The organism is Roseiflexus sp. (assembly GCF_057785375.1).
This window is the reverse complement of sequence record NZ_JBYNRX010000052.1, coordinates 13,782-39,453: the sequence shown is the minus strand read 5'-3', so window position 1 is coordinate 39,453 and position 25,672 is coordinate 13,782. Positions and strand designations below refer to the sequence as shown.

At 61.5% G+C, this 25,672-nt stretch carries 20 protein-coding genes and 1 pseudogene; 20 read left to right on the top strand and 1 reads right to left on the bottom strand.

Going from position 1 to position 25,672, the window contains the following annotated elements; translation table 11 throughout:
- The first annotated feature begins 11 nt into the window (after positions 1–11).
- The 11 genes from AC3EA7_RS09095 to AC3EA7_RS09045 all read left to right on the top strand — a co-directional run bounded on the left by AC3EA7_RS09095 (position 12) and on the right by AC3EA7_RS09045 (position 11,256).
- Complete coding sequence (locus AC3EA7_RS09095) at positions 12–1,166, top strand: sensor histidine kinase (RefSeq protein ID WP_488613728.1); 1,155 nt, start codon at positions 12–14, stop codon at positions 1,164–1,166.
- Between the two features lie 81 nt (positions 1,167–1,247).
- The gene (locus tag AC3EA7_RS09090; RefSeq protein ID WP_488613727.1) at positions 1,248–3,515 is read left to right on the top strand and encodes a VC_2705 family sodium/solute symporter; all 2,268 of its coding nucleotides are present in this window, start codon (positions 1,248–1,250) and stop codon (positions 3,513–3,515) included.
- Positions 3,516–4,032: 517 nt separating this feature from the next.
- On the top strand, positions 4,033–4,626 hold the full coding sequence (locus AC3EA7_RS09085) for a hypothetical protein (RefSeq protein ID WP_488613726.1): 594 nt from the start codon (positions 4,033–4,035) through the stop codon (positions 4,624–4,626).
- 17 nt (positions 4,627–4,643) lie between these two features.
- On the top strand, positions 4,644–6,431 hold the full coding sequence (gene thrS / locus AC3EA7_RS09080) for a threonine--tRNA ligase (protein ID WP_488613725.1): 1,788 nt from the start codon (positions 4,644–4,646) through the stop codon (positions 6,429–6,431).
- A gap of 13 nt (positions 6,432–6,444) precedes the next feature.
- Positions 6,445–6,696, top strand: a complete 252-nt coding sequence (locus AC3EA7_RS09075; protein ID WP_488613724.1) for a hypothetical protein — start codon at positions 6,445–6,447, stop codon at positions 6,694–6,696.
- A complete protein-coding gene (locus AC3EA7_RS09070; RefSeq protein ID WP_488613723.1) occupies positions 6,686–7,867 on the top strand; it encodes a CinA family nicotinamide mononucleotide deamidase-related protein in 1,182 nt (393 codons plus the stop codon). Before AC3EA7_RS09075 ends, AC3EA7_RS09070 begins: the two co-directional genes overlap by 11 nt.
- A 38-nt stretch (positions 7,868–7,905) precedes the next feature.
- Positions 7,906–8,631 carry a DUF4013 domain-containing protein gene (locus AC3EA7_RS09065; protein WP_488613722.1) on the top strand — a complete coding sequence of 242 codons (726 nt, stop codon included), beginning with the start codon at positions 7,906–7,908 and terminating at the stop codon, positions 8,629–8,631.
- 13 nt (positions 8,632–8,644) lie between these two features.
- Positions 8,645–9,364, top strand: coding sequence for a DUF4013 domain-containing protein (locus AC3EA7_RS09060; RefSeq protein WP_488613721.1), 720 nt, complete (start codon positions 8,645–8,647; stop codon positions 9,362–9,364).
- Between the two features lies 1 nt (position 9,365).
- Complete coding sequence (locus AC3EA7_RS09055; protein WP_488613720.1) at positions 9,366–9,950, top strand: CDP-alcohol phosphatidyltransferase family protein; 585 nt, start codon at positions 9,366–9,368, stop codon at positions 9,948–9,950.
- A gap of 32 nt (positions 9,951–9,982) precedes the next feature.
- Positions 9,983–10,987, top strand: coding sequence for an isoaspartyl peptidase/L-asparaginase family protein (locus AC3EA7_RS09050; protein ID WP_488613719.1), 1,005 nt, complete (start codon positions 9,983–9,985; stop codon positions 10,985–10,987).
- A gap of 2 nt (positions 10,988–10,989) precedes the next feature.
- Entirely contained in the window at positions 10,990–11,256 is a 267-nt protein-coding gene (locus tag AC3EA7_RS09045; protein WP_488613718.1) for an acyl-CoA-binding protein, read from the top strand.
- A 125-nt stretch (positions 11,257–11,381) separates the two neighbouring features.
- On the opposite strand, the gene typA is transcribed toward AC3EA7_RS09045, so the two are convergent.
- Positions 11,382–13,217, bottom strand: a complete 1,836-nt coding sequence (gene typA / locus AC3EA7_RS09040; RefSeq protein ID WP_488613717.1) for a translational GTPase TypA — start codon at positions 13,215–13,217, stop codon at positions 11,382–11,384.
- Between the two features lie 605 nt (positions 13,218–13,822).
- On the opposite strand from typA, the gene AC3EA7_RS09035 reads away from it, so the two are divergent.
- The 9 genes and pseudogenes from AC3EA7_RS09035 (at position 13,823) to AC3EA7_RS08995 (ending at position 25,474) form a co-directional block, all read left to right on the top strand.
- Positions 13,823–17,404 carry an ATP-binding protein gene (locus AC3EA7_RS09035; protein ID WP_488613716.1) on the top strand — a complete coding sequence of 1,194 codons (3,582 nt, stop codon included), beginning with the start codon at positions 13,823–13,825 and terminating at the stop codon, positions 17,402–17,404.
- Positions 17,394–18,404: an MBL fold metallo-hydrolase gene (locus tag AC3EA7_RS09030; protein WP_488613715.1), complete on the top strand. Its 1,011-nt coding sequence runs from the start codon at positions 17,394–17,396 to the stop codon at positions 18,402–18,404. Before AC3EA7_RS09035 ends, AC3EA7_RS09030 begins: the two co-directional genes overlap by 11 nt.
- Positions 18,405–18,729: 325 nt before the next feature.
- The gene (locus AC3EA7_RS09025; protein ID WP_488613714.1) at positions 18,730–19,872 is read left to right on the top strand and encodes a serine/threonine-protein kinase; all 1,143 of its coding nucleotides are present in this window, start codon (positions 18,730–18,732) and stop codon (positions 19,870–19,872) included.
- Positions 19,872–21,074 carry a hypothetical protein gene (locus tag AC3EA7_RS09020; protein ID WP_488613713.1) on the top strand — a complete coding sequence of 401 codons (1,203 nt, stop codon included), beginning with the start codon at positions 19,872–19,874 and terminating at the stop codon, positions 21,072–21,074. Before AC3EA7_RS09025 ends, AC3EA7_RS09020 begins: the two co-directional genes overlap by 1 nt.
- A gap of 207 nt (positions 21,075–21,281) precedes the next feature.
- Positions 21,282–21,650, top strand: coding sequence for a roadblock/LC7 domain-containing protein (locus AC3EA7_RS09015; RefSeq protein ID WP_411854009.1), 369 nt, complete (start codon positions 21,282–21,284; stop codon positions 21,648–21,650).
- 75 nt (positions 21,651–21,725) lie between these two features.
- Positions 21,726–22,562: a 3-methyl-2-oxobutanoate hydroxymethyltransferase gene (gene panB / locus AC3EA7_RS09010; protein ID WP_488613712.1), complete on the top strand. Its 837-nt coding sequence runs from the start codon at positions 21,726–21,728 to the stop codon at positions 22,560–22,562.
- Between the two features lie 6 nt (positions 22,563–22,568).
- A pseudogene (gene panC, locus AC3EA7_RS09005) lies at positions 22,569–23,411 on the top strand (pantoate--beta-alanine ligase); the annotation flags it as partial.
- 245 nt (positions 23,412–23,656) lie between these two features.
- Positions 23,657–24,175: an adenine phosphoribosyltransferase gene (locus AC3EA7_RS09000; protein ID WP_488613711.1), complete on the top strand. Its 519-nt coding sequence runs from the start codon at positions 23,657–23,659 to the stop codon at positions 24,173–24,175.
- A gap of 12 nt (positions 24,176–24,187) precedes the next feature.
- A complete protein-coding gene (locus AC3EA7_RS08995) occupies positions 24,188–25,474 on the top strand; it encodes a glycoside hydrolase 5 family protein (protein ID WP_488613710.1) in 1,287 nt (428 codons plus the stop codon).
- Positions 25,475–25,672 lie beyond the last annotated feature (198 nt).

The window sequence follows — 25,672 nt, the reverse complement described above, 5'->3', positions numbered from 1 at the left end:
CCATGTTGCGTATGAACTGGTTCCATCAACTCCGCTGGAAACTGTTCGTCTCACACGCGATCATTATTGTGATTGCGATTGTGGTGCTGCTTGGCGCCGCGCAGATTCTGGTGCGCAGCAGTATGATGGAGGGCGCTGCGATTGCATCATTGTCCAGAGCAGAAGCAGAAGATGATATGCTGGTTCTGGCGGGAGAAACGGCAATCCAGCGTCGTTTCCAGTCCATCCTCGAACAGGCGCTGCTACTGGCAAGTTTCGGCGCTCTGGCAGCGGCGGTGGTCGTCAGCCTGTTCGTCTCACGGCGCATCGTCGAGCCGCTCCAGGACCTTACCGCAGTGAGTCGCCGTCTGGCGCAGGGGTATTATCGGGAGCGGACGTTTATTTATTCGGATGATGAACTGGCTGAGTTGAGTCAGAGTATCAACCATCTGGCGGAGGCGCTCGACCGCACCGAGCAGCGGCGTCTGGCGTTGATCGCCGACGTAGCGCATGAACTGCGCACGCCGCTGACCACCATCGAGGGATATATGGAAGGGCTGCTGGATGGCGTCATCGCACCGGATGAGCAGACCTTCACCCTGATCCGGCACGAAGCGGCTCGCTTGCGGCGCCTGACCGAGGAACTTGGTCTGTTGTCGCGTGCGGAAGCCGGGGAATTGCACGTTCAGCCGCGCGTTTTCGATGTCTGTTCGTTGTTGCAGGAGTTGATCGCCCGTTTCCAGCCGCAATTTGTTGCGTGCGAAGTGGATCTGCGCCTTCATGTGCCTGTCCCCGCCCTCGATATCTATGCCGATCCTGATCGGCTGATGCAGGTGATGGTGAATCTGCTGTCGAATGCGTTGCGCTACACCCCCGCCGGCGGTCAGGTTGAGGTGTCGCTGACGCCGCTTGGTGAGTATGTGCGCATATCGGTGCGCGATACCGGGATCGGTATTGAAGCCGAACATCTTCCGCTGATCTTCGAGCGTTTCTACCGGGTCGATAAGTCGCGCACGCGCAATAGCGGCGGCACCGGCATCGGTTTGACCATTGCCCGGCACCTGGTGTATGCCTGCGGCGGTGAAATCTGGGCTGAGAGCGATGGCGTCGGAAAAGGCTCGACGTTTCATGTGACTCTGCCAACCGCCGTTGTCCATCAACCGGTTCGCATCGCCGTGGCTGAATAGGCAGGCATCCCGCTCCTGATCACAAAGGAGGCTGTTCTGAACTGGACCGGTCTGCTCATTGGGGCGACGTTCTGGCTGGCGATGATCGCGATTGCGCTCATGTTGCTGACGTTGCTGTTTCCGCAACTTGAGCGCCGCGCCGATGACCGCCGCCGCGCGTCGCCGCTGCTGCATGTGCCACGCCGACAGAATGAACGGCGCGACCTGCCGGCAGTAACGATTGTTGAAACGCAGAAGACCGCTGCACTGTCACCTTCCGAACAAGCCGTCTACTGGTCGTCGAACGTGCGTGTGATTGTCGTTCTGCTCCTCGTATGGGCTGGCGGCGCGTTTCTCTCCCCTCTTCTGGCGCCTGCCCTGACTCAGATCCGGGTATTGACCGGCTTTCCGCTTGGGTACTTCCTTGGGGCGCAGGGCGCCCCGCTTCTCTTTCTGGCGCTGACGGCGCTCTACACGGCGGTGATGACACGGCGCGACCGTCGCTTTGGCGGTCGCGTCGTCGGAACCGCGCCGGCGATGACCGATACCTTGCTGCCGGTAGCCCTGGTGGTGGTCGGCGGCGTCCTGATTATTGTCGCTGATGTTGTGCTCTCTCTGCCGTTGACTGTTATCGGTTGGGGGGCAATTGCGCTGACTATTGCCATCTACGCCGCGATTGGCGTCCGTAGCCGCGCTGTCGACCTGGACGAGTATTATGCAGCCGGACGACGCATTCCGGCGTTTTTCAACGGGCTGGCGATCAGTGCGGACTGGATGAGCGCCGCGACATTCATTTCACTTGCCGGGACGCTCTGGATGCTGGGCTATGAGGGTCTGGCGTACATCATTGGCTGGACCGGCGGGTATGTGTTGCTGGCGCTGCTCCTGGCGCCCTATCTCCGCAAGTTTGGTCAGTACACGATTCCTGAGTTTATCGGCGTGCGGTATGCTTCAACCGCAGCGCGCCTGGTGGCTGCGGTCGTGACGGTGATTGTCTCGTTTACCTATCTGACGGCGCAGGTGTCGGGCATTGGCCTGATTATGGGGCGCTTCCTCGGCGTCAACTATCTGTTCGGCGTGGCGATCGGACTTGGCGCTGTGCTCTTCTGTTCCTACCTGGGAGGGATGAAAGCCGTCACCTGGACGCAGGTCGTTCAGGCGATCGTGATCGTCGTGACCTATCTGACGCCGGCTGTGCTGCTCTCGCTTAAGGATACGGGAATTGCGCTGCCGCAGGTGATGTATGGCGCCGCTTTCGATGTGATTGCCGATCTGGAAGCGACACAGGGGATCGCCAGGTCGTATGCCGACCCGTTCAATGACTGGTCGGTCTGGCAGTACCTGGCGCTGGCAGCCTGCCTGATGTGCGGTACAGCCGGTCTGCCGCATATCCTGGTGCGCTTTTACACGACGCCATCGGTGATCCATGCCCGGCGCAGCGTCAGTTGGGCGCTTCTGTTCATCGTCCTGGTCTATCTGACGATCCCTGCCTACGCCGCCTTTTCCCGCTGGGAGATTCTGGCGCATGTCGTTGGCCAATCGGTGCGCTCGCTGCCACAGTGGGCGGTGAATTGGGGCAATGCCGGTCTGTTGAGCATTACCGATTTGACAACGCTCGAAGATCGCAGGGTTACGGAACTTCCGGCGTGGGCGGCGGGAGCGCTGGAAAGTGGCGCTCTCCGGTTTGCCGACGCCAATGGCGATGGCCGCATTCAGCTCGATGAACTGAGCGGTCGCATGGTCACACCTTTGTCAACTGACGGCATCCTCCAGTACAATGAGTTGAAGATCAGTCCTGACCTGGTGGTGATCTCAACCCCTGAAATTGTCGGGTTGCCCGGCGCAGTCGCTGCACTGGTGATCGCAGGCGGTCTGGCGGCGGCGTTGAGCACTGCCGATGGCTTGTTGATGGTCATTACCTCATCGGTGGCGCTGGATGTCTATCAGTCGCTCAATCGGCGCGCCGTGACGCGCACGCTGCTTGCCATCGGTCGCGCGACACTGTTTCTGGCAGCGTTGCTGGCGGCATTGACGGCGCTGCGCCAGCTGGGGATCATCGTTGAACTTGTCGCCTGGGCATTCTCGATTGCCGCCGCGACCATGTTCCCCGTGCTGACGCTTGGCATCTTCTGGCGCCGCGCCAATCGGCAGGGTGCGATCGCTGGCATGCTCGCCGGATTACTCACGATTATCGGCGCAATCCTGGCCAACTGGCTGAGTCCAACCACCGCCATCCTTGGCATTTCTGGTCCGGCGAGCGGTATCTTCGGAATAATCGCCGGTCTGACAGCGACGGTCGTGGTCAGTCGGTTGACCCCGCCGCCGCCGCCGGCAACCCAGACGTTGATCGATGCGCTGCGGCGTCCGTGATGTGCTGGTCCAACAAGCGTGACGGAAACACGGATTCGCACGGGTGCGACGTCTCTCCATGGATCTCTGAGGGATGAAAGTCAATCCGTGCGCTCCCGCGCCGGATGGCGGTGAGTGTGGTGAACCGCCAGAGCATTCGGACTTCCTGCCAGCTCACGGTTGCCGCCGATACTCGCGGAATCCTTGACATACCGCACCTCGTCGTGTACCATAACAGAGCAGTACGCGAACAAATCGCTCACTATTGCGTTGACGAGGACGAGTAGCTGCGCAACGGCCTTCAGGGAGGGCGCGCCGATGACTGTAAGCGCACCCGGTAACGGACGCAGCGAAAACCCCCTCCGAGCCGCCTCTTGAACGTCGCACCGACAAGTATGGGGGCGCGGGTCCGCCCGATAGCGCGGTCATGAGGGAATGCGCTGCCATCACGTGTGCTTCGGTAGCGCCGTTCTGAACATGGGTGGAACCACGAAGCAGCCCTTCGTCCCATGCGGGATGAGGGGTTTTTTATTCGACTATGACACGATCCTATCGACCTGTGCAGCGTCAGCCGAAGTCGCGCTCACGTCGCGGCATCGCCTGTCTGGGATGGATAACCGCGCTCATCTGGGTATTTGTTGCGCTTGTTGCCGTCTACCTGTTCGTGCTGCGCCCATCGCTCAGCCGCATGGTCGGCGAACAGGCAGTGCAACGCCTGGGTGGTGATGAAACGCTGGATGGCGGAGGCCTGCTGCCGACGCTGGTCGCTGCGCTTCCTGCCGGCGAAATGCGCATCAATGAGCAGGAGATCAATGCCTACCTGCAGACGAATGCCGACTTGCTGGCGCCGATCGAGCAGGCGACGGTTCGCCTGGTCAGCGGCGGTCTGGAGGTCGATCTTCGCGCGTTTGGACTGAATGGAACGGCGCGTATGGGTGTGGCGCTTCAAAATGGTCGCATCATCGCGCTTGATCCGCGTCTCGATGGACCGCTCGGTCGTCTGATCTCACCCGGTGATCTGCTGGCGCCGGTTGAGCAACGGCTGAACGAATTGCTGGAAGCGCAGGGGCGCCGGGTCACCGATCTGCGTATCGAACCCGGTGAAATGATCGTTACCGTGACGGACACATAGAAGCGGCGAGGTTGTCTATGCCGGTTAAGCCAGACACAGATCCCTACTATCGTTTACGCCATTCTGCTGCGCATGTAATGGCACAGGCCGTGCTCGAACTCTTTCCGGAAGGAAAAATCGCCATTGGACCGCCCATCGAGGACGGGTTCTACTACGATTTCGACCTGCCGCGCCCGTTGACGCCGGATGATCTGGAGGAGATCGAACGGCGGATGCGCCGGATCATCGCCGGAAAGCATCCCTTCGTTTATCGCGTCGTCGATCCCGATGAGGCGCGCGCGTTGTTCCGCGACCAACCATACAAACTGGAGTTGATCAACGGACTGCTCCACGGCCAGGACGAGTATGGCGAACGGGGGAATGCGAGCACGGTCATTTCGACGTACAAACACGATACCTTCGAGGATCTCTGCCGTGGTCCGCATCTGGAACACACCGGACAGATCCCGCCGGATGCCTTCAAGTTAATGAGCGTGGCCGGCGCGTACTGGCGCGGCGACTCGAACCGTCCGATGCTCCAGCGGATCTACGGCACAGCGTGGAAGAGCAAAGAGGAACTCAACGCCTATCTGCATCGCCTCGAGGAAGCGAAGCGGCGCGACCACCGCCGAATCGGGAAAGAACTGGGACTGTTTTACTTCTCCGACGACATTGGCCCCGGTTTGCCGCTCTTTACGCCAAAGGGCGAGATGTTACGGCATCTGATGGAGTCGTATGTGCGCGAGGTCCAGACGCGCTATGGGTATCAGCACGTCTGGACGGGGCATATCGTCAAGGAGACGCTGTACAAAAAGTCTGGACACTATGAGGCGTACCGCGAGAACATGTTCCCGCCCATGGTCGAGGATGAGGAGCATATCTACCGCCTGAAGCCGATGAACTGCCCCAGCCATATGACCCTCTATAAGGAGATGGGGATTCATTCGTATCGTGACCTGCCGTTGCGCTTCGCCGAGTTCGCAACCCTTTATCGCTATGAAGAGCGCGGGACGCTGACCGGTCTGACGCGGGTGCGGGCGCTGACCCAGGATGACTGCCATATTTTCTGTCGTCCAGACCAGATCGAAGAAGAATTTGGGCTGGCGTTGCGTCTCATTCGCGAGGTGCTCGAGACATACCGGTTTACCAACTATCGGGTGCGTCTCTCGCTACGCGGCGAGGGCGGGAAGTACATTGCCGATGACGAGGCGTGGGACCTGGCGGAGAACGCGCTGCGCACTGCCCTCGATCACTACAACGTGCAGTACGAAGAAGCGCCGGGCGAGGCGGCGATTTACGGACCGAAAGCCGATTTTTTGGCGCGCGATGTTCTGGGGCGCGAGTGGCAATTGTCAACCATCCAGGTGGATTTCATCCAACCGCGCCGCCTGGGTCTGGAATACATTGCGGAAGACAGTCAGCCGCGCACGCCGGTGGTGCTGCACCGCGCCGTGACCGGAACCACCGAGCGCTTTCTGGGGGTGCTGATCGAACATTACGGCGGCGCTTTTCCGCTCTGGCTGGCGCCGGTTCAGGCGGTCGTCATTCCCATTTCCGATGAACGGCACAGCGCGTATGCCGCTGAAGTCGGGCGACAGTTGACCGCAGCCGGGTTGCGGGTCGATGTTGATACGAGCAGGGAGCGTATGCAGGCGAAGATTCGTCAGGCGCAGTTGCAGAAGATACCGTATATGCTTATAATCGGCGACAGAGAGCAGAGCGCCGGCGCCGTCGCAGTGCGCGCCCGGTCGGGCGAAGACCTTGGCGCACTGCCGGTTGCAGCGTTCATTGCGCGCGCCCTGGCGGAGATCGAAGCAAAAGCATAAGCAAGGAGCATCGATGAAGCGGTTTATGGTCGGCTTTGCCGTCGGTGTGGCGATCGGTGCGGCAGCCGTAGCGATCGGAACCGCGCGCTTTGGCGGCGTTGAAGCCCTGGCGGGCCGCGTTCGCGGCGCCATTGCCGCCGGGCGACAGGCAATGGAAGCCTATGAGCAGGACTTGTGGGCTAATGTGCGTCGCCGCCGTGCTATTGGCATGGCGAACACCGATCACACTCCGTCCGATGTGCCAGGGGCGCGGTATGAACGCTGAAATTCTGGCGATCGGCTCAGAGTTGCTGCTCGGCGAGACGATCGATACGAACAGCGCCTATCTGGCGCAGCAACTGGCTGCCACCGGCATCAACCTGTTTCGCAAGTCGGTTGTTGGCGACAACGAGGAGCGCATTGCCGCTGCAATCAGTGAAGCGCTCGATCGCGCCGACCTCCTGATCTGCACTGGCGGGCTTGGTCCGACGGTCGATGATGTAACGCGCGAAGCGGTTGCGCGCGCGCTCCAGCGTCCGCTCGTCTTCCATCAGCATCTGCTTGACCAGATCGAAGCGCGTTTTCGCGCGTTCGGTCGTCCGATGCCGCAGAGCAACCGCCGTCAGGCATACGTTCCCGAAGGCGCGCGGATTGTGGAAAATCCGCGCGGCACCGCACCGGCTTTCATTGTCGAAGATGCACGCGGCACGGTTGTCGTGCTGCCCGGCGTCCCCTCTGAGATGCGCTACCTGTGGGAGCATGCTATCCTGCCGTACCTGCGCGACGAACGTGGTGAAACCGGCGTCATACTGGTACGCACCCTGCACGCCGTCGGTTTGGGCGAAAGCGTCATCGGTGACATGCTCTCCGATCTGATGACGCAGACTAATCCGACGCTTGGCATTTCCGCCAAACGTGCGCAGTACGAGTTGCGCATCGGCGCCCGGGCGAGCAGTCGCGCCGATGCAGAAGCGCTGATCGCCGGGGTTGAGTCGACAATCCGCGAACGCCTTGGCGCGAACCTGCTTGGCGATGAGCGCCTCGATCAGACGGTCGCCCGCTTGCTGCGCGAGCGCGGCAAAACGATCGCCCTGCACGAAGGAGTGGTTTCTGCGCCGCTGTACCGTATCCTGAGCGCCCAAAAGGATGCGCTTGCCGCGTTGCGGGGCGTGATCGTCCACCCGGCGGACATTCCAGCCGACGATGATGCGGCGCAGAGCCTGGCGCGCACCGGCGCCGTCGCGGTGCGTCATCAGTGGCGCGCCGATATCGGGCTGGCGCTGCAACCTTCGAGCGTGATTGTGCCAGATGGCTTTGCGACGATCTGTGTGGCGATCGCGCACGATGGCGGGGTCGATGAGTGGCGCCGCCGCTTCGATATGCGCAGCGAGGATGTCTGGGATTTCGCAGGCACGATGGCGCTCGATGCGCTGCGCCAGCATCTTGCGGCGTTATAGCGTGGCAGCGTTTCGCCCTTCAGCACCCCCTTGATTGCATGGATCTCCGAACCGCCATTCGAACTGTTCACAGCGACCCGCTCTGGTGGCGCAAAATCCTGATCGGCGGCGCGTTCTTCATGTCGATAGTCGGTGCGCCGTTTGCAGGCGGATGGATTATTGAGTATATCGACAACTCGCGGAAAGGGTTTCCTACGCCGCTTCCCCCCTGGTTCGACTGGTCAACGCGCTGGTTGATGGGGATGTTTGCCTGGATTATCGACTTTCTGTTCTATGTCATGCCGTTCATGGTCGTGGGGGTTATCGCTTTTTGCGTTGCATTCTCGGCGGTGTTGGGCAATTCTCCGGCATTCGCCAATCAGGCGTTGACGATCATTGGCGGCGTGATGATCGTGTACGTGCTCTTCATGTTCATGAGCAGCGTGTCGATGGTTGGTCGCCTGATCTATGTACAGGACGCCTCGCCGGAGCATGCGATGAGCATGCGCTCTCTGCGCGAAGCGTTGCGCCCTGGCGCGCGCGCCGTCTATTTCCGTGCGCGTCTGGCATCGCTGCCCGCCTATCTGCCTGCTGTCGCACTTGGCGGGTTGACCTTCCTGGTCGCCAATCTGACCTTTCCCGGCGTCCTGGTGATCGTGCTGCTGCTGATCTGGTTGACGCTGAGCGCACTGCTCTATGCACACCTCCTCGTGGTTCAGGTATACGTTGCAGCGGAACGCGAACTCGAACGACGCGGTTTCTCCCGTGTCAGTGAGTTGATGTAGCAAAGGAGGAGACATGGAGATCGGAAAGACCTTCACCTTCGTGACCGAAGATGAACAATGGATCACAAAGGTGCTGATCGGCGGCCTGATACCCCTGATACCGATCGTGGGAGCGTTCGCCGTTCAGGGGTATTACTACCGCGTGGCGCAAAATGTGGCGCGCGGCAATCCGCGTCCGCTGCCGGCGTGGGGTGAGTTCGGCGATCTTCTGAAGACGGGCTTTATGACATTTGTGATTCAGTTCGTCTATGTGTTGCCGGTGGCGATCATCTATGGAATCTTCGCGTTTCTCACCATCGCTGCCGCAGCGATTTCAGGCGAGTCGGAAGGGGGAGCAGCATTTGTCGGTTTGATCAGTTTGTGTTTCATTCCGCTGATCTTCATCGCTGTGATTGTGTGCGGTGCTGCTGGACTGGCGGCAACCATGCGCTACCTGGCGACCGATTCGTTCGGCGAGGCGTTCAAGTTCGCCGATGTGCTCGCTATGCTGCGTAACAACATCGGAGTGTTCTTGATGATCCTGGTCGTGGGCATCATCGCTGGCATTGTTGCAGGTCTGGGCGCCATTGCGTGCGGTGTTGGCGTCCTGTTCACGTCATTCTACGCCTATTGCATGATCGGGCATGCGGTCGGTCAGGCGATGCAACGCATCTTCCCGCCGGATCAGCCAGTCTATGCTGCGCCAGGCTACTATGGAGCGCCGCCGGGCTACGGACCGCCTCCGTCGTACTGATATGTCTGCACGTTTGCGCCATGCCTTCAAAATGCGTGAAGTATTCTACCCTGCCAACCTGCTAACACTTGCGCGCCTGCTGATGCTTCCGGCGGCGCTGCACGCGATGCAGCGTCCCGAACAGCGCTGGCGGGCGCTCGGCATTCTTGGCGCCGCAATGTTTACTGACGCCATCGACGGGGCAATCGCCCGTCGCAGGCATGAGGTGTCGCCGCTGGGCAAACTGCTCGATCCAGTGGCAGATAAATTGATGATCGATGCGACGGCTGTCACCCTTTCGCGGGTGCGTGGTTTTCCCTGGTGGGCGACGGCGCTCATCGTCGGACGTGATCTCGCGATCCTTCTAGGCGGGTTGCTGATCTATCGGCGCCGGCGCGTCATTGCGACCGCGCATCCATCCGGCAAGGCAACGACCCTGGCGCTAACGCTGGCGATGCTCTTGTACCTTGCCGACGGTCCGCGCAGCGGACGTCCGGCGCTCTACGCTGCGATGGTTCCCTTTGCGCTCTCAGCGTTCGTTTATCTCCGGCATTTGGTTCAGGCAACCGGTGAAGCGCCGCCGTCGGATTCTGCTGGTGGAGCGTGAAGGCGGAAGAACATTCGGCAAGGAGGCGAGCGATGCCGATAGCCCTGGTTGTCCACGGCGGCGCGTGGGATATTCCCGATGATGAGGTTGAACCGCATCGCGCCGGTTGCCGGCGTGCGCTGGCGGTCGGTTGGGAGGCGTTGCGCAGCGGCGCCACGGCGCTCGATGCCGTTGAGGCGGCGGTGCGCGTCATGGAGGACGACCCCGCCTTTGATGCCGGAGTCGGTTCGGTGCTCAACCGCGATGGTCTGGTTGAACTCGATGCCGCGATCATGGACGGTGCGACGCTGCGGTCAGGCGCGGTGGCGGCAGTGCGCGGCGTTCGCAATCCGGTCACGCTGGTGCGTCGCGTGCTCGACAGCGAAGCGGTGGTGCTGGTCGGTCAGGGCGCCGAACGCTTTGCTGAGGCAGTCGGTGTGGAGCGCTGCGCCGACGAAGACCTGATCGTGCCGCGCGAGCGTGCACGCTGGGAAGAACTGCGGCGTCTGGAGGCGTTCCGCGCGCCAGACGCGTTTCAGCGTCCGCCTGGCGAGGTCGCCGGGCAGCGCGGCATCGTATGGGGCGGCAGCGACCGCGAAACAGCATATGCGGCATCCCTGCATCTGGAGGCTCCTCCTGTGCGGATCAACCATCCTGGCGACACGGTTGGCGCCGTGGCGCTCGATGGCTATGGACAGTTGGCGGCTGCCACATCGACTGGCGGCACGCCGTTTAAACTCCCCGGACGGGTCGGCGACTCGCCGTTGATCGGCGCGGGGTTGTACGCTGATGTGCAGACTGGCGGGTGCTCGTCAACTGGTTGGGGGGAATCGATCATCAAGGTTTTACTGGCGAAGACCGCAACCGACCTGCTGGGCGCGGGGTACGCGCCGGCAGTTGCGGCGCGAATGGCGATTGAACGGCTCGAGCAGCGCGTCTTTGGATTAGGGGGCGTCATTCTGCTAGATGCGCGGGGACGGATAGGATTTGCCTTCAACACGCCGCGCATGGCGTATGCGTATCGTGTTGAAGGTGGAGAGACAGTGATAGGAGTATGACAATGAGCGCCGAACTGGAAGCGAAATTCGCGGCGGCCGCCGAAGCCGCTGCCCGTCTGTCGAAGCGTCCCGACAACGATACGATGCTGCAACTGTACGCGCTCTACAAACAGGCGACGGTCGGCGATGTCGGCGGCAAGCGGCCTGGCGGCTTCGACTTGGTTGGACAGGCGAAGTATGATGCCTGGGCGAAACTCAAAGGCGTGGCCAGGGAAGCGGCGATGCAGCGGTACATCGACCTAGTCGAGCGGTTGAAGGTTGAGCGTTGAACGCAGGAAGATGAGAAAGCGGAAGGTTGCAGGCAAGGGAGTCGCGCTGTTGCAGCGCCTGATGGAGCGAACAACCAGATATTGCCCATGGGCAACATCTGGTTGTTCGCTCCATAGTATAACCCCTAACCCTTAACCCCTAACTCCCGCCGTTTCTGTTCGCGCTGACGCTCGTTGAGGGCGAGCAGTCGCTTGCGCAGCCGGATGCTCTTTGGCGTCACCTCGACCAACTCATCGTCGCTGATGTACTCGATGGCGTCATCGAGACTCAGCACGCGCGGCGTTTCCAATCGGATGCCCTCTTCCGCCGTCGAGGAGCGGATGTTCGTCAGATGTTTGCGGCGACAGACATTCACTTCCAGGTCACGCTCACGGATGTGCTGACCGACGATCATCCCTTCGTACACTTCTGTGCCGGGTGTAATAAAGAGCGTGCCCCGCTCCTGAACCTGGTTGAGGGCGTAGGCAGTGGCGACGCCGCTTTCAGATGCGATCAGCGACCCGTTCGGGCGAGTGACGATCTCGCCGGTCAGCGGTTCATACCCGATAAACAGCGAGTTCATCACCCCTTCACCGCGCGTCGCGGTCAGGAACGTCTGGCGAAAGCCGAGCAGACCGCGGGTTGGCACATGGAAGATCATATGCACCAGTCCGCCATCGCGAATGCTCATATCGCGCATCAACCCGCGTCGCTGCCCCATCAGCTCAATAACCGCGCCCTGATATTGTTCGGCGACCTCCAGTTCAACCTGCTCAATCGGCTCATATTTGTCGCCATCGATCTCTTTGAAAATGACCTCAGGGCGCGAGACCTGAAACTCATACCCCTCGCGGCGCATCGTCTCGATGAGTATCGTGAGGTGGAGTTCGCCGCGTCCGCTGACGACGAAGGCGTCGGGCGAGTCCGTATCGGTTACGCGCAACGCCACATCGCGCTCGAGTTCCTGATAGAGCCGCTCACGCAGTTTGCGTGAGGTCACGTAAGTCCCTTCGCGTCCGGCGAACGGGCTGGTGTTGACACTGAAGGTCATGCGCACCGTCGGCTCTTCGACCGCAATCGGCGGCAACGCTTCCGGATATTGCGCATCGGCGACAGTGTCGCCAATGCCAGCGTCGCCAATCCCCGCAATGGCGATAATATCGCCGGCGGCAACCTCCTCAACCTCGTTCCGGTCGAGGCCATTGAAGACGAAGAGTTGGCTGACCTTTGCCTGCGACACGTCACCATTGCGCGCAATATGCGCCACCGTTTGTCCCTTGCGCAACGAACCGCGGCGCAACCGTCCAATCAGAATCTTTCCTTTGTAATCGTCGTACACCGTGTTCGTCACCAGCAACTGCGCCGGACCGTCGGGGTCGACCTCTGGACCGGGAATCTGATCGAGAATGGCTTCGAACAGCGGCTCGAGCGAGTCATGGATTTTGAGCGGTGAGCGTCCAGCGACCCCTTTGAGCGCATTGGTGTAAATTGTGGCAAACTCGGCCTGCTCGTCGGTTGCGCCTAGTTCGACGAAGAGATCGAACGTTTCGTTGACGACATGGTTTGGGCGGGCATTGGGGCGGTCGATCTTGTTGACGACCACGATAGCCCGGTGGCCAGCCTGTAACGCCTTACGCAGCACAAACCGCGTTTGCGGCATGGGACCATCGACTGCATCGACCAGCAGCAGCACCCCATCGACCATATTCATCACCCGCTCGACCTCGCCGCCGAAGTCGGCGTGTCCCGGTGTATCGACAATATTGATCTTGACGTCTCGATACGTGACCGAGGTGTTTTTCGCCATGATGGTAATGCCGCGTTCGCGCTCAAGGTCATTCGAGTCCAGCACACGCTCGGCGACCTGCTGATTATCGCGGAAAATGCGCCCCTGGCGCAGCAACCCGTCGACCAGCGTCGTTTTGCCGTGGTCAACGTGGGCAATAATTGCAATATTGCGGATTTCGTTCCGTCGGATCATCTCATTCACCTGCAAAATGCCCCGGCCATTGCGACCGGGGCGAGACATAGCATACCGAGGGAGCAGTTATTCTCAACATTTCCGATGCCAGTGTACCACAAAACCTGGGGAGCGTCCATGGCACGGGTCGGCTGTCGGCGGACCGGATCATCGCCTGGCACAGCGCCTGGCGGTACACGATGCTCATACTAACGTGCGGTCAGTCAGACAAGATGTTCGAGCGCCGGTTCGCAGGACGTAACGATCCGCAACGCGCATTCGCAATCCGCCCGGCAGCTGAAGCCGCGGGCTACGGTTGCCAAGCCCGCCTGCGCGGGCTGCACCGGGCGATGCCGGATGATGTGCTCAAAAACCATGATTGACTTCACTGCACAAAGCGGTAACCACGAAGGTCACAAAGGGACATAAAGGACATGCGCTTCATGGTTCTTCACCTTCGTGCGCTTCGTGTCCTTGGCGGTGAAGCCTTTGTGCAGTGGACTCATGGTTATCCAAATGGCCGCGTATCAGTATCAGGTTGAGCGGTCTGCCGGTCGTTTCGTGCGAACGCGCCATGGGCGTGGTATACTTATAGTGCATCGCACCATGCCATTGAGGGGACGAGCATGGAGGAAGCGCTCAGGATTGAACTGTTCGGCACACTGACCGTCAAAGTCGATGGTCATCCGTTGCCGGACTCTGCCTGGCGTTCCCGGCAGGAGCGGCGTCTGCTCGCCATTCTCGCCGCAGCGCGTGGACGACTTATCACTGCCGACCGGCTGTATGAGTGGTTATGGCCCGGTTCTGACAACGCCAGCGCAGCGGTGAACCTGCGCAGCGCCATCAGCAGTCTTCGGCGCATTCTCGAACCGGAAGCTGATCGCGCCTCACGCCGCTACATTCTGACCCGTTCCGGCGGGTATGTCTGGAACACGGAGAGCGGCGCGTGGATTGATGTTGATGAGTTCCTCGCACTGACCGAACCCGCCGTCGCCGACGACGTTGTTCCTGCAAAGCGGGAAGCGGAACGCCTGGAGCGCGCCATTGCTCTCTACCGTGGCGATTTTCTCGAAGACGAACAGGATCTTGCGTGGGTCATCATGGAGCGTGAGCGGCTGCGCGCGCGCTACCTCGATGCATTACGGCGACTGGCGGAGATTAAACTCGAACGCGGCGATCCAACCGCAGCAATGGCGCTTGCCGGGCGCGGCATCGCGGTCGCTTCGCTCGCCGAGCCGCTCTGGCGGGTATTAATGCTGGCGCAGGCGCGCGCGGGCGATACGGCGGGCGCGCTTCAGAGTTATGAACGGTACCGGCATCTTCTGGATCACGAACTGGGCGCCGTGCCATCCCCTCAGACACAGGCGCTCCACATGGCGATTCTGCGCGGCGATCTCGGGGGTGAACTGCGGATCGGCAGTCCGCCGTCGCAGGAAAATCAACACGAACGACCGCGCTCAACCGCAGCGCGCGGCGCTGGCGTCCCGCTTCAAGCGGTGCGTCCGCTGCGGTCGATGCCGACGCCGATTGTTGGGCGACAGGAGGAACTGGCATTGCTCCGGCGCTGGCTTGCCAATCTCGATCAGCGTACTGGCGGGATTGTAACGATCGTTGGCGAGGCGGGAATCGGGAAAACGCGCCTGCTGGCGGAAACGTTGCGCATTGCCGCCGACCGTGGCGCTCTGACGATTGAGATTCGCGCGACCTCACTGGAGCAGGGGTTGCCGTTCGCGGCGGTCAGTGAGATGCTGCGTTCGCTGGTGCGCAACGCGCCGGAACAGCGCCTGCGCCAGTTGCCGCAGTTTGCGCTGGCGCAGATCGCCGACCTCTTTCCGGCGCTGCGCGAACGGTTGCCAGACCTGCCGGAGTTGCCGGATGTACCGCCCGATGAGCGCCGAAATCGCCAGATCGAGGGCTTATGCGAACTGGCGCTCGCACTGGCGCGCACACTGCCGCTGGTGATCGCACTCGATGATGCGCAGTGGGCGGATGACGCCACGCTGGCGACGATTGGACGGCTGGCCCGCCAGGCATCGCGTCGGGCATTGCTGATCATTCTGGCGTACCGTGCTGACGAACTCAGTGATAACCCGTCGCTCCATCGCCTGCTCCGCACGCTCGGGCGCGATATGCTGTTGCGCCCGCTGGTGCTCAGCCGTCTCGACGCCGCCGCAGTAGCGGAACTTCTCGCCCTGCTTGCCGGGGTTGAAACCGGACGAGTTGCGCGTCTGGCGCCTCAACTGGCAAGCAGCACCGGCGGCAATCCTCTGGCGCTTATGGTGACGGTGCAGGCGTTGTTGGAGAGTCGTGGCGCCGCGTCGCTTGCCGCATTACTCCCCGATCTTGATGCGGGTGCGCCGTTCCCCGATCCAGCCGAAGCGCCGCAGATGCGCGAACTGGTACGTGCACGCCTCGACCGTCTGCCGGCGGCAGCGCGTGACCTGGCAGAACATCTGGCGCTGATCAACCGTCCGGCGTCACTCGACCTGATTGAGCGACTCGGCGGTACGGACGCCCTCGAAGCCGCACAAATCCTGATCGAGCGCCAGATACTGGTCGAAGATGACGACGCGCACCTTTCGTTCAATCACGATCTGGTGCGTTCGATCACCGCTGCAACCCTCTCGTCGCCGCGACGACGCCTGCTCCATCATCGAATCGGCACAGCAATAGCGGCGCTGGAAAGGCATCTGCCAGAACGCGCCGCCGAAATCGCCTATCACTTTCGGCAGGCGGGCCGCGCAGCCGATCGCGAGACGCTGCGGTATGCAACCGATGCCGGCGATCATGCCCGTCGCGCATTCGGCTATCGCGACGCATTGCGTCACTACGACGCCGCTATCGAGGCAGGCGAGCGTCTCGGCGATGCCGCGCCGGTCGAAGGAGTGCAGCGCGCTTTCGCCGGTCGATTGTTGACATGCGAGACGCTGCTGGACTGGAATGGGCTTGAGGAAACATCGGCGCGCTATGAGCGTTGGGCGACTCAGCATCGTGTAACGCCGCCAACGCTGGTTGCGCCACGTCGGTTGGTGCTGCTGCGTGCACTGATGGGCGACCTGGCAGGCGCTGCCGCGATCAGCGCTGCGCACACGGCGCGGGCGCAAAAAGATGGTTGTATCGAACCACTGCCTTCGATCACCGACATGCTCCGGCGTACAGCATTGATCCTGCAACCCGATACGCTGCTCGTGGCTTCTGAGCGCTCGCGCCGGGAAACGCGCGAGCGTCAAAGCGGCATCGGCGCCCCGCTTTCTCTGCACGCGGATACTGTTTCACGTGAAACACCCGAACCGGGCGTCCAGTTTACCAATCCGCTTTCCATTGGCGACTCTGATGCGGCATGGCGGACATTTCCGTCATTCACGCCGGCCAATCCTGTTCCGGGTAATCCAGCGGAAGAATTGCCTGAACTCCTCGGAGCGGACGAAGCAGCAGCGGCGCTATTCCAGATTGGATGGGCAGCGCTGATGCAGGGGTTGCTGCGCAGCGCGCGCCCGTGCCTGATCCAATCATATGCGCTGGCGGTCGAAACCGGTCAGGCGCCGGCAGCGGTCGTGTCGGCGCTGCAACTGGCGCACCTGAATGCGCTCGCTTGCAAGCCCGACGAAACAACGATCTGGCTGGAACGCAGCCTGGAAACGGCAGCGCGTGCGTCTGAAGCGGCATGGGCGGCGATCTGGCCCCGCATCCATCAAGGGTTTCTCTGGTTGCTCGATGATCGTCTGGCGCTGGCGGAACAGCGCTTTGGCGAAATGACGGCGCGTCTCGCCGGCGCACCGGCATTTCAATCGCACCGCGCCAGTATCGCGGTGGGGATGGGGATGATCGCGCTGGCGCGCGGCGACCTGGCAGGCGCAGACGCCCATTTTCACGAGGCGTTGCGCGTACCGCATCAGTTGTACGGTTTCATCTATGTAAGCGCACACCACGGCATGGCGCGTCTGCTGGCGCTGCGCAACGACCTGCCGCACGCACGCGCGGTGTTGCTGCACGCGCTGCACTACAGCGCCCAACGGGCGCTCCTTCCCGAATATGTTCGCACCGTTATAGAGGTTGTTCGCATCGAACGCGATTTCGGCGATCCAACGCCGATTACCTCTCATTTGCGCGTCGCTGCTCGTCTGGCGCACGATGCCGGGCTTGCGCCGCTCGCTACAGCCGCCTTCGCTCTGTATACCCGTCTCGAGGAGAGTCGCCGTGTCCCTTGAACCGATCACTCGCCACGATGCGCCCGGCGGCGTTCGCATCTATCGCATGCCGCTGCGCGTTTTTCCTGGCCTGACAGCCAACGTCTATGTCGTCATTGCAGGCGATTACACTGCGCTCATCGATACCGGCAGCGGTCTGGGAGACAGCGACGCCGATCTGCGCGCCGCCTTCGCCGCCCTGCGCTCCGACTGGAACGAACGCCTGACCTGGACCGACCTGCGCCGCATTATCATCACTCACGCACATATCGACCACTACGGCGGGTTGACGGCGCTGCGCACCCTGACCGATGCGCCGATCGCGGTGCATGAACTCGACCGGCGTGTGCTGACCCACCACGAAGAGCGGTTCATCCTGGCGCGGCGCGCCCTCGCGGCATTCCTCCGGCGTGCGGGCGTGTCACCGGCAAAACACGCGATGCTGATGCAGTTGTATGGTTGGAGCAAGAATCTCTTCCGCTCGGTCGATGTCGCAACCATTTTTCGTGAGGGAGATGTGATCGACGATCTCTTCCGCGTCTATCACGTCCCTGGTCACTGTCCGGGACAGGTCTGTCTGCAGATCGGCGATATTCTGCTCAGCGCCGACCACCTGCTGCCGCAGACCTCGATCTTCCTGCCGCCGGAGAGCATCACTCTCTCCACCGGTCTCGACCATTACCTCAGAGCGCTACGCGCGATCGATGCACTATCGGGCATTCGCCTGGCGCTCGGCGGTCACGGCGCCCCTATCGAGGATCTGCACGGCTGGATTGAGCGTATCATCGGCGTGCAGGAGCAGCGCCTCGATCATGTGCGCGCTCTGTGCAGCGAACCGCGCACGATTGCTGAGTTGACCGCAGCGCTCTACCCCGGCGTCGCCGGGTATGACGAATTGCTGGCGCTGCAAAAAGCCGGGGCGTATGTCGAGTATCTCGATATGCGCGGCGAACTGACCATCGCTAATCTTGCCGATGTTGACCTCGACGAAAGCGCCGCGCCGCGCTACTGGCGGGGGTAAGGTTTGTTAGGCGTTGAATGTTGAAGGTGGGAAGGTGGCAGGTGGTCGTTGTACGCTGCCCGTTGGGGGTGGGCAGGTGCGGCACGGCGTGAGGCGCGGGACAAGAGGCGAGAAGGTTGCAGGGGGAAGGTTGAATGTGGTCGTTGCACGTTGCACGTTGAAGGTGGGAAGGTGGCAGGTGGGAAGGTGGCAGGTGCACGTTGAACGTGGGAAGGCGGAAGGTGACTCTAACTTCTAACTTCTAACTCCTAACTCCTAACTCCTAATTCCTGACCCCTCATTGTAGCGTATAATCAACACGAAACATCGCGCAAAGGAGAGGTGCATGCTGGCGCCCGACATGCTCGTCCATGGTCGATACCGCATCATCCGCGCCATTGGCAAAGGAGGCATGGGCGCCGTCTATGAAGCGTTCGACCTGCGGTTGCAAAGTCCGGTTGCGCTCAAGCAGATGATTGTCGAGGGCGAGCAACTGAGCCGCGCGTTTGCACGAGAAGCGCAGTTGCTCGCGTCGCTGCGCCATCAGGCGTTGCCGCGCGTTATTGACCACTTTGTTGATGATCAGGGTCAGTTTCTGGTCATGGAGTTCATCCCCGGTGATGATCTTGTAACACTGCTGCAACAGCGCGGCGCGCCGTTCCCCGTCGATCAGGTGTTGTCCTGGGCGGATACCTTGCTGGATGCGCTCAGTTATCTCCATTCGCAGCAACCGCCGGTCGTCCACCGTGACATCAAGCCGCAGAACATGAAGTTGACCCCGCGCGGCGAGATTATTCTGCTCGATTTTGGGTTGGCGAAGGGCGCCACAGCAGCACAGACTCGCTCGATGACCGGCAGCGTCTTCGGGTATACGCCGCAGTACGCGCCGCTGGAGCAGATCAAGGGGTCCGGCGCCGAGCCGCAGAGTGATCTCTACTCGCTGGGGGCGACACTCTACAACCTGATCACCGGCTCGCCGCCGCCTGACGCATTAACGCGCGCTGCTGCGACGATCACCCGTGAACCTGATCCGCTTGAACCCGCTTACCGTTTGAATCCGGCAGTGCCAGAAGATATCAGCGCTATCCTGAGCCAGGCGCTTGCGCTCGATCCGGCAGCTCGATTCGCCAGCGCTGACGCCTTGCGCCGCGCGTTACGTCAGGCGCGCGGGCTATCGGCGTCACTGCCCGCAGTTGATGCAACCATCGTTGTTGGGCGACAGAAGATCGCCGATCAACCCTATGCTGCATCGCCAGCATCCGACAGGCAGGCGACCGTGCCGGTCGGTGCGATCCGGGCGATCCGGGCGGATGCACCGCTATCCACACCGTCGCCGGCGCCACCGTCGGCCGCGCCTTCCCAACGCCGTGGACCGGGAGTCTGCGGCTTCCTGGGGGTCGTCACGCTGATCATTGCCGTCGTTGCTATCGTCGGCATTGTCTATATTGTGCGTCAGATTGGCCAGGGCATTCAGCAAGGGATCAGGTGATGGAACAGGTCTCCACCGTCGCGCCAACGGTTCTTGCTGCACAACAGACGCTGGAAGCGGTTTCGACACAGGCAGCGGCGGGTATTGGAGAGCAGGCGACCGCACTCGCGCCGACGCTGGAGGCTATGCAGCAAACGGTTGTTGCCGCAGCGACGACCGTTGTCGAAGAAGCGCCGTTTCCGCCGGGCGAAGGACGACCGGACACGGTCGTCCCCTACCGGATGAATGAGATGATTAGCGGCGAAATAACGGCTCCGAACGTTCGATTGGGGTATGACTTCGTCATCGATGCGCCGCAGCAGATCTTCATCGAAACCCGGAAGTACACCCGCGGGATGGAGCAGGTCAAAGTCATCCTGATTGAACCGACAGGGGGACGGGTGCTCAGTACCTGTCTGGGATGCGGTCATCCCGGTCTCCAGTCGCTTCGGCGCCCCGGCAGATATACCCTGGTGATCGGCGGGACATCAAATGCCGGCACGGGTGCGTTTGAGATGCAGATCTATGATGTGCCGCCGCCGCAGCGCTTTGAGATCACGCTCGACGCCGGCATTGGCGCCGGTCTTCCGAACGCGGACGCCGGGCAGATTATGTCGCCCGGCGCGCACCAGGAGTATATCTTCGAGGGACGCCCCGATCAGACGATCTTTATTGTCACCCGGCGCCGTGACCCGGCGCTCAGCCAGGTGCGTCTCAGACTGATCGACCCGATTGGCGGCGAGGTGTTCGCCACCTGTCTGGGATGCGGCAACCCGGGGGCGCGCACCCTGAAGCGCGCGGGGCGGTATATCCTGGTTGTGGGCAGTGACCGCGATCCTGCCGTCGGCGCCTATGAACTGGGCGTCTATGATGTCCCGCCGCCACGTGAGTTCACCATCGGCATCGATACGGTGATCGCCGGTGATCAGCCGGCGCCTGGTGCAGGACGCATCGAAACCCCAGGAGCCAGAAATGTCTACCTGTTCGAGGCGCAGGCCGGGCAGCAGGTTGTTGTGACGGTTACGAAATATGACCGGGAAGTATCACAGTTGTCTCTCACGCTGCACGCTCCTTCCGGCAAAGAGGTGTTCGCCACCTGCCTGGGGTGCGGCGACCCCGGCGAGCAGACCCTTCCTGAAACCGGCGTCTACCGTCTGACCGTGGGCAGCAATGCACACGAGGGCGTTGGCGCGTTTGAACTGCGGATGGCGTCGGCGAAATGATGACGGATCAGGTCTCCATCCGTCGATCAATACGCAAGATCTCGATGAGAAATGGGATTTCCAGTTGCTCTCTGTCAAAAAGTGTAGTAGAATATCAGCGACTTGCACAATACGGGTGTCTGTCGTGAGCAGTAAAGCGCAGAGTTGCCCGCACGCAAGAAGACAGGACCAGCTTTCGTTCATTCCAATGTCCTGAGGAGGACCTGAATGGCTAGCAGAACCGAGGAGATGGTTCGGCATCTCAAGGCCTTGCAGATGAACACGCCCGACATTGAGGCGTCTGCTGTCGTGAGTGTAGACGGCCTGATCATGGCCTCGGCGCTGCCGGCTGATGTAGAAGAGGATCGCGTCTCCGCGATGAGCGCCGCCATGTTGTCGCTTGGTGAGCGGATCGCGAACGAACTGAAGCGCGGGCAGCTTGATCAGGTGTTCGTCCGTGGCGAAGAAGGATATGTCGTGCTGGTGTCCATCGGAGACGAGGCGGTGCTGACCGCGCTCGCCGCCAGCAAGGCAAAACTCGGCCTCGTCTTCCTCGAGATGAAGCGCACCGCAAATGAGTTATTGAGCCTGGTATAAGCGCTCGTTTCTGTACAGGTATGACCGGCGAGGTCGGATCAGCGATCCCTCCTCGCCGCTTTTTTCTGTTACGCCATGCGAAAAACCATTACCGACATTCAGCAGATGAAGACGCGCGGCGAGCCGATTGCAATGCTGACCGCCTACGATGCGATCACTGCTGCGCTGTTCGATGCCGCCGGCATTCCCATGGTACTGGTCGGCGACTCGCTCGGCGATAATGTGTTGGGCTTCGGTTCGACCATCCCGGTGACCCTCGACGATATGGTGCGCCATACGGCTGCCGTGGCGCGCGGGGCGCAGTCGGCGCTGATCGTCGCCGATATGCCCTTCCTGACCTACGCAACGCTGGAGATGGCGGTTTCTGCGGCGCGCCGGTTGATGCAGGAAGGGGGTGCACAGGCGGTTAAGCTCGAAGGCGGGCAGACGATGACGCCGGTCATCCGCCGCCTGGTTGAATGTGGCGTTCCGGTTATGGGGCATCTGGGGTACACGCCGCAATCGGCGCACGTCTTTGGGAAAGTGCGGGTGCAGGGACGCTCCGCTGCTGCCGCCCGTCGCTTGATCGAGGATGCCCTGGCGCTCGAAGAAGCCGGCGCGTTTGCGCTGGTGCTTGAACTGGTTCCGGCACAACTGGCTGCGGCGATTACCGAACGCCTGCGCATTCCGACTATTGGCATCGGCGCCGGTCCGCACTGCGACGGGCAGGTGCAGGTGTCCACCGATATGCTCGGGTTGCGTGACGATTTCAAGCCGCGCCACGCGCACCGCTTCGCAGAATTGGCGCCGATCATCCGTTCCGCCGCTGCCGCCTATATTGCCGCTGTTCGTGAGCGCAGCTTCCCCGCTACCGAACACAGCAGCCGGATGAATGATGAGGAACTGCGCGCCGCCCTGGAAGGATTATCGTGAGGCGCTATGCGCGTCATTGCTACGATTGAGGAATTCCGCGCGGCGCGCGCCGCCCTCCACGGCACAGTGGGTCTCGTGCCAACGATGGGGTATCTGCATGAAGGGCATCTCTCACTCGTGCGCCGCGCCCGTGCCGAGAACGATAACGTCATCACGACGATCTTCGTCAACCCGACCCAATTCAGTCCCGCAGAGGACCTGGCGCGCTATCCGCGCGATCTGCCACGTGATCTGGCGCTCCTCGAAGCCGAAAAGGTTGATCTCGTCTTCGCGCCGGACGTTGCCGAGATGTATCCGCCTGGGTTCGGTACGTTCGTCGATGCCGGACCGATTACAGCGCCGCTGGAAGGCGCGGCGCGCCTCGGTCATTTCCGCGGCGTCGCTACGGTGGTGTGTAAACTGTTCAATATTACCACGCCGCACCGCGCTTACTTCGGCCAGAAAGACGCGCAGCAAACGCTTGTCATCCGCCGGATGACCCTCGACTTGAACCTCCCTGTCGAAATCGTCGTCTGCCCGATTGTGCGCGAGCCGGACGGTCTGGCAATGAGCAGCCGCAACGTCTACCTGAACCCCGAGGAACGCCGTGCGGCGACAGTGCTGTTTCGCGCGCTGCAAGCGGCGCAGGACCGCTTTCGCGCTGGTGAACGCAATGGTGATGCGTTGCGCGCAGCTATGCGCGCTGTCATCGATGCCGAACCGCTGGCGCGCGCCGATTATGTTAGCGTCGCCGACCTGGACGACCTGCACGAACTGGAGGAAGTGACCGCTCGCGCGCTGGCGTCGCTCGCCGTGCGCATCGGAACAACGCGGCTGATCGATAATTGTCTTCTCGAGGTGAGAGGGGAGAGGGGAGAGAGGAGAGAGGAGAGGGGAGAGGGGAGAGAGGAGAGGGGAGAGAGGAGAGGGGGTATGTGACCTTTGAGGTCTCCGCCGCTGATCGAGGTCTGCTACGGAACCTCGCTGGCGGAACGGTCCCTGTTCCTGGTCTGTGCGTATCTTGACCTCAAAAGTCTGGTAGAAGGCAAAGTGGAGGGTGAAATATCCTGCCCCTTACCCCTCATCTCAGGTTCTCGGCGCTATGGAGGTTCTCTATGACCATTAACCTGGCTGATCTGATCCGCAATGTTCCCGATTTTCCCGTTCCCGGCATTCAGTTCAAAGACATTACCCCGCTGCTGCAACATGGTGCAGCGTTCAAACAGGTGATCGACACGCTGGCGGCGCGTTACGAAGGGCGTGCGCTTGATGCTATCGTCGGGGTCGAGTCGCGCGGCTTTATCTTCAGCGCACCGCTCGCGTACCGCCTCGGAATTGGATTGGTGCCGATCCGCAAGCCGGGTAAACTGCCATGGGAGACTTTTGTGGTCGAATACGATCTGGAGTACGGCTCGAACAAACTCGAGATGCACCGCGACGCTCTGGCGCCTGGCGCGCGTGTCGTCGTCATTGATGATGTGCTCGCCACCGGCGGAACGGTTGCTGCAGCATGCCAGCTGGTCGAAACGGCTGGCGCCGTTGTCGAAGAAGTGGCGTGCCTGATCGAATTGCTGTTTCTCAAGGGGCGTGAGCGCCTGGCAAACTATCCCTTCTTTTCGATGATTCAGTACTGATCACGCGCGATCATGCACATCGTTCGGTTGATCCTGATCGCGGCGCTGCTGATGTCTTGTGGCGCGACCCCGACTGTCGTGGCGCCGCCGGTGATCACCTCGTCCCCTGTCGTTGCCACGTTACTGCCTGCGCCCACCTCGCTACCCACTGCTACGCCTACTGCCACCCCCCTGCCCACGGCTACCTCGACACCGACTGCCACCGCCATGCCCACTTCCACCCCGTCGCCTACGGCTACGCCAGCGCCGGTTCGCGCCGGTCCGCTCCAGTTTGGCGTTGCGGCGCACCTGTTCTATACCTCGCGCCGGTTGCCGCTACAACGCGCCAGAGAAGCGGGGTTTGGCTGGATCCGTCAGCAGATCCACTGGAAGGACCTGGAAGGTCCGCCAGGACGCTATGCGTGGGGGGAACTGCCCGCTGTCGTCGATGCCGTCAATGATGCGAAATTGCGCCTGCTCATCACGATTGTGCGCGCGCCAGCGTTCTACTCGCGCGGAACCTACGGCATGCCGGATGACCCGGAGCGCCTGGGCGATTTCGTCGATGCGCTGGTGCGACGATTTCCCGGCACGATCCACGCTATCGAAATCTGGAACGAACAAAACCTGGCGCACGAAAATGGCGGTCGCGTCACTATCGACGATGCGGGGAAATACGTCGAACTGCTCTGCGCTGCCTATCCGCGCATCAAAGCGCTCGACCCATCGATTGTCGTCCTGGCGGGCGCCCCGTCTTCAACCGGCATTACGGATGTGCGCATTGCAGTGGACGACATGGCATACTATTCAGCCATGTACGCCTATCGAGACGGTGTCATTCGGGAGTGTATGGACGCACAAGCGGTGCATCCCGGCGGCGCGGCGAACCCGCCGGACACCCTCTGGCCGATCAATCCGAGCACCGCGCGCGGTTGGACCGACCATCCCACGTTCTATTTCCGCCACGTCGAGAATGTGCGGCGGATCATGGTCGCGTATCGGCTGGGAGACATCCCGATCTGGATCACCGAATTCGGCTGGGCGACACGCAACACAACGCCAGGGTTCGAGTATGGAAATCAGGTGTCATTCGAGCAGCAGGCGGAGTACATTGTCGGCGCGATGCGGTTGACCGAAGAGCAGTATCCGTGGGTTGAGGCGATGGTTCTCTGGAACCTCAATTTCGCCATCCTGCGCGCGCGCAGTGGCCAGCCATTGCACGAACAGGCGTCGTTTGCCATTCTCAACGCCGACGGCAGTCCGCGCCCGGCATTCATCGCCATTCAACAGTATCTCAGCGAGGCGAGAGGGGAGAGGTGAGAGGGGAGAGGCGAGAGGCGAGAGGGGAGAGGGGAGAGGGGAGAGGGGAGAGGCGAGAGGCGAGAGGCGAGAGGCGAGAGGCGAGAGGCAAGGGATCATCTGTAGCGGCGTTGCACCGCACTGCTACGGTGCACGTGGGAAGGTTACAGGCAGGAGTGCGCTGGTGTGACGCCCGTTACGGCAACGGTTACGGGCGTC

What these genes read in the sequence shown, in the direction of transcription:
- AC3EA7_RS09055 (WP_488613720.1), top strand. Translation starts at nt 9,366, where the DNA reads ATGTCTGCACGTTTGCGCCATGCCTTCAAAATGCGTGAAGTATTCTAC.
- AC3EA7_RS09070 (WP_488613723.1), top strand. Translation starts at nt 6,686, where the DNA reads ATGAACGCTGAAATTCTGGCGATCGGCTCAGAGTTGCTGCTCGGCGAG.
- AC3EA7_RS09015 (WP_411854009.1), top strand. Translation starts at nt 21,282, where the DNA reads ATGGCTAGCAGAACCGAGGAGATGGTTCGGCATCTCAAGGCCTTGCAG.
- panB (WP_488613712.1), top strand. Translation starts at nt 21,726, where the DNA reads ATGCGAAAAACCATTACCGACATTCAGCAGATGAAGACGCGCGGCGAG.
- AC3EA7_RS09045 (WP_488613718.1), top strand. Translation starts at nt 10,990, where the DNA reads ATGAGCGCCGAACTGGAAGCGAAATTCGCGGCGGCCGCCGAAGCCGCT.
- AC3EA7_RS09035 (WP_488613716.1), top strand. Translation starts at nt 13,823, where the DNA reads ATGGAGGAAGCGCTCAGGATTGAACTGTTCGGCACACTGACCGTCAAA.
- AC3EA7_RS09060 (WP_488613721.1), top strand. Translation starts at nt 8,645, where the DNA reads ATGGAGATCGGAAAGACCTTCACCTTCGTGACCGAAGATGAACAATGG.
- AC3EA7_RS09020 (WP_488613713.1), top strand. Translation starts at nt 19,872, where the DNA reads ATGGAACAGGTCTCCACCGTCGCGCCAACGGTTCTTGCTGCACAACAG.
- AC3EA7_RS08995 (WP_488613710.1), top strand. Translation starts at nt 24,188, where the DNA reads ATGCACATCGTTCGGTTGATCCTGATCGCGGCGCTGCTGATGTCTTGT.
- AC3EA7_RS09065 (WP_488613722.1), top strand. Translation starts at nt 7,906, where the DNA reads ATGGATCTCCGAACCGCCATTCGAACTGTTCACAGCGACCCGCTCTGG.
- AC3EA7_RS09075 (WP_488613724.1), top strand. Translation starts at nt 6,445, where the DNA reads ATGAAGCGGTTTATGGTCGGCTTTGCCGTCGGTGTGGCGATCGGTGCG.
- AC3EA7_RS09000 (WP_488613711.1), top strand. Translation starts at nt 23,657, where the DNA reads ATGACCATTAACCTGGCTGATCTGATCCGCAATGTTCCCGATTTTCCC.
- typA (WP_488613717.1), bottom strand. Translation starts at nt 13,217, where the DNA reads ATGATCCGACGGAACGAAATCCGCAATATTGCAATTATTGCCCACGTT.
- AC3EA7_RS09095 (WP_488613728.1), top strand. Translation starts at nt 12, where the DNA reads ATGAACTGGTTCCATCAACTCCGCTGGAAACTGTTCGTCTCACACGCG.
- AC3EA7_RS09085 (WP_488613726.1), top strand. Translation starts at nt 4,033, where the DNA reads ATGACACGATCCTATCGACCTGTGCAGCGTCAGCCGAAGTCGCGCTCA.
- AC3EA7_RS09025 (WP_488613714.1), top strand. Translation starts at nt 18,730, where the DNA reads ATGCTGGCGCCCGACATGCTCGTCCATGGTCGATACCGCATCATCCGC.
- AC3EA7_RS09090 (WP_488613727.1), top strand. Translation starts at nt 1,248, where the DNA reads ATGATCGCGATTGCGCTCATGTTGCTGACGTTGCTGTTTCCGCAACTT.
- thrS (WP_488613725.1), top strand. Translation starts at nt 4,644, where the DNA reads ATGCCGGTTAAGCCAGACACAGATCCCTACTATCGTTTACGCCATTCT.
- AC3EA7_RS09050 (WP_488613719.1), top strand. Translation starts at nt 9,983, where the DNA reads ATGCCGATAGCCCTGGTTGTCCACGGCGGCGCGTGGGATATTCCCGAT.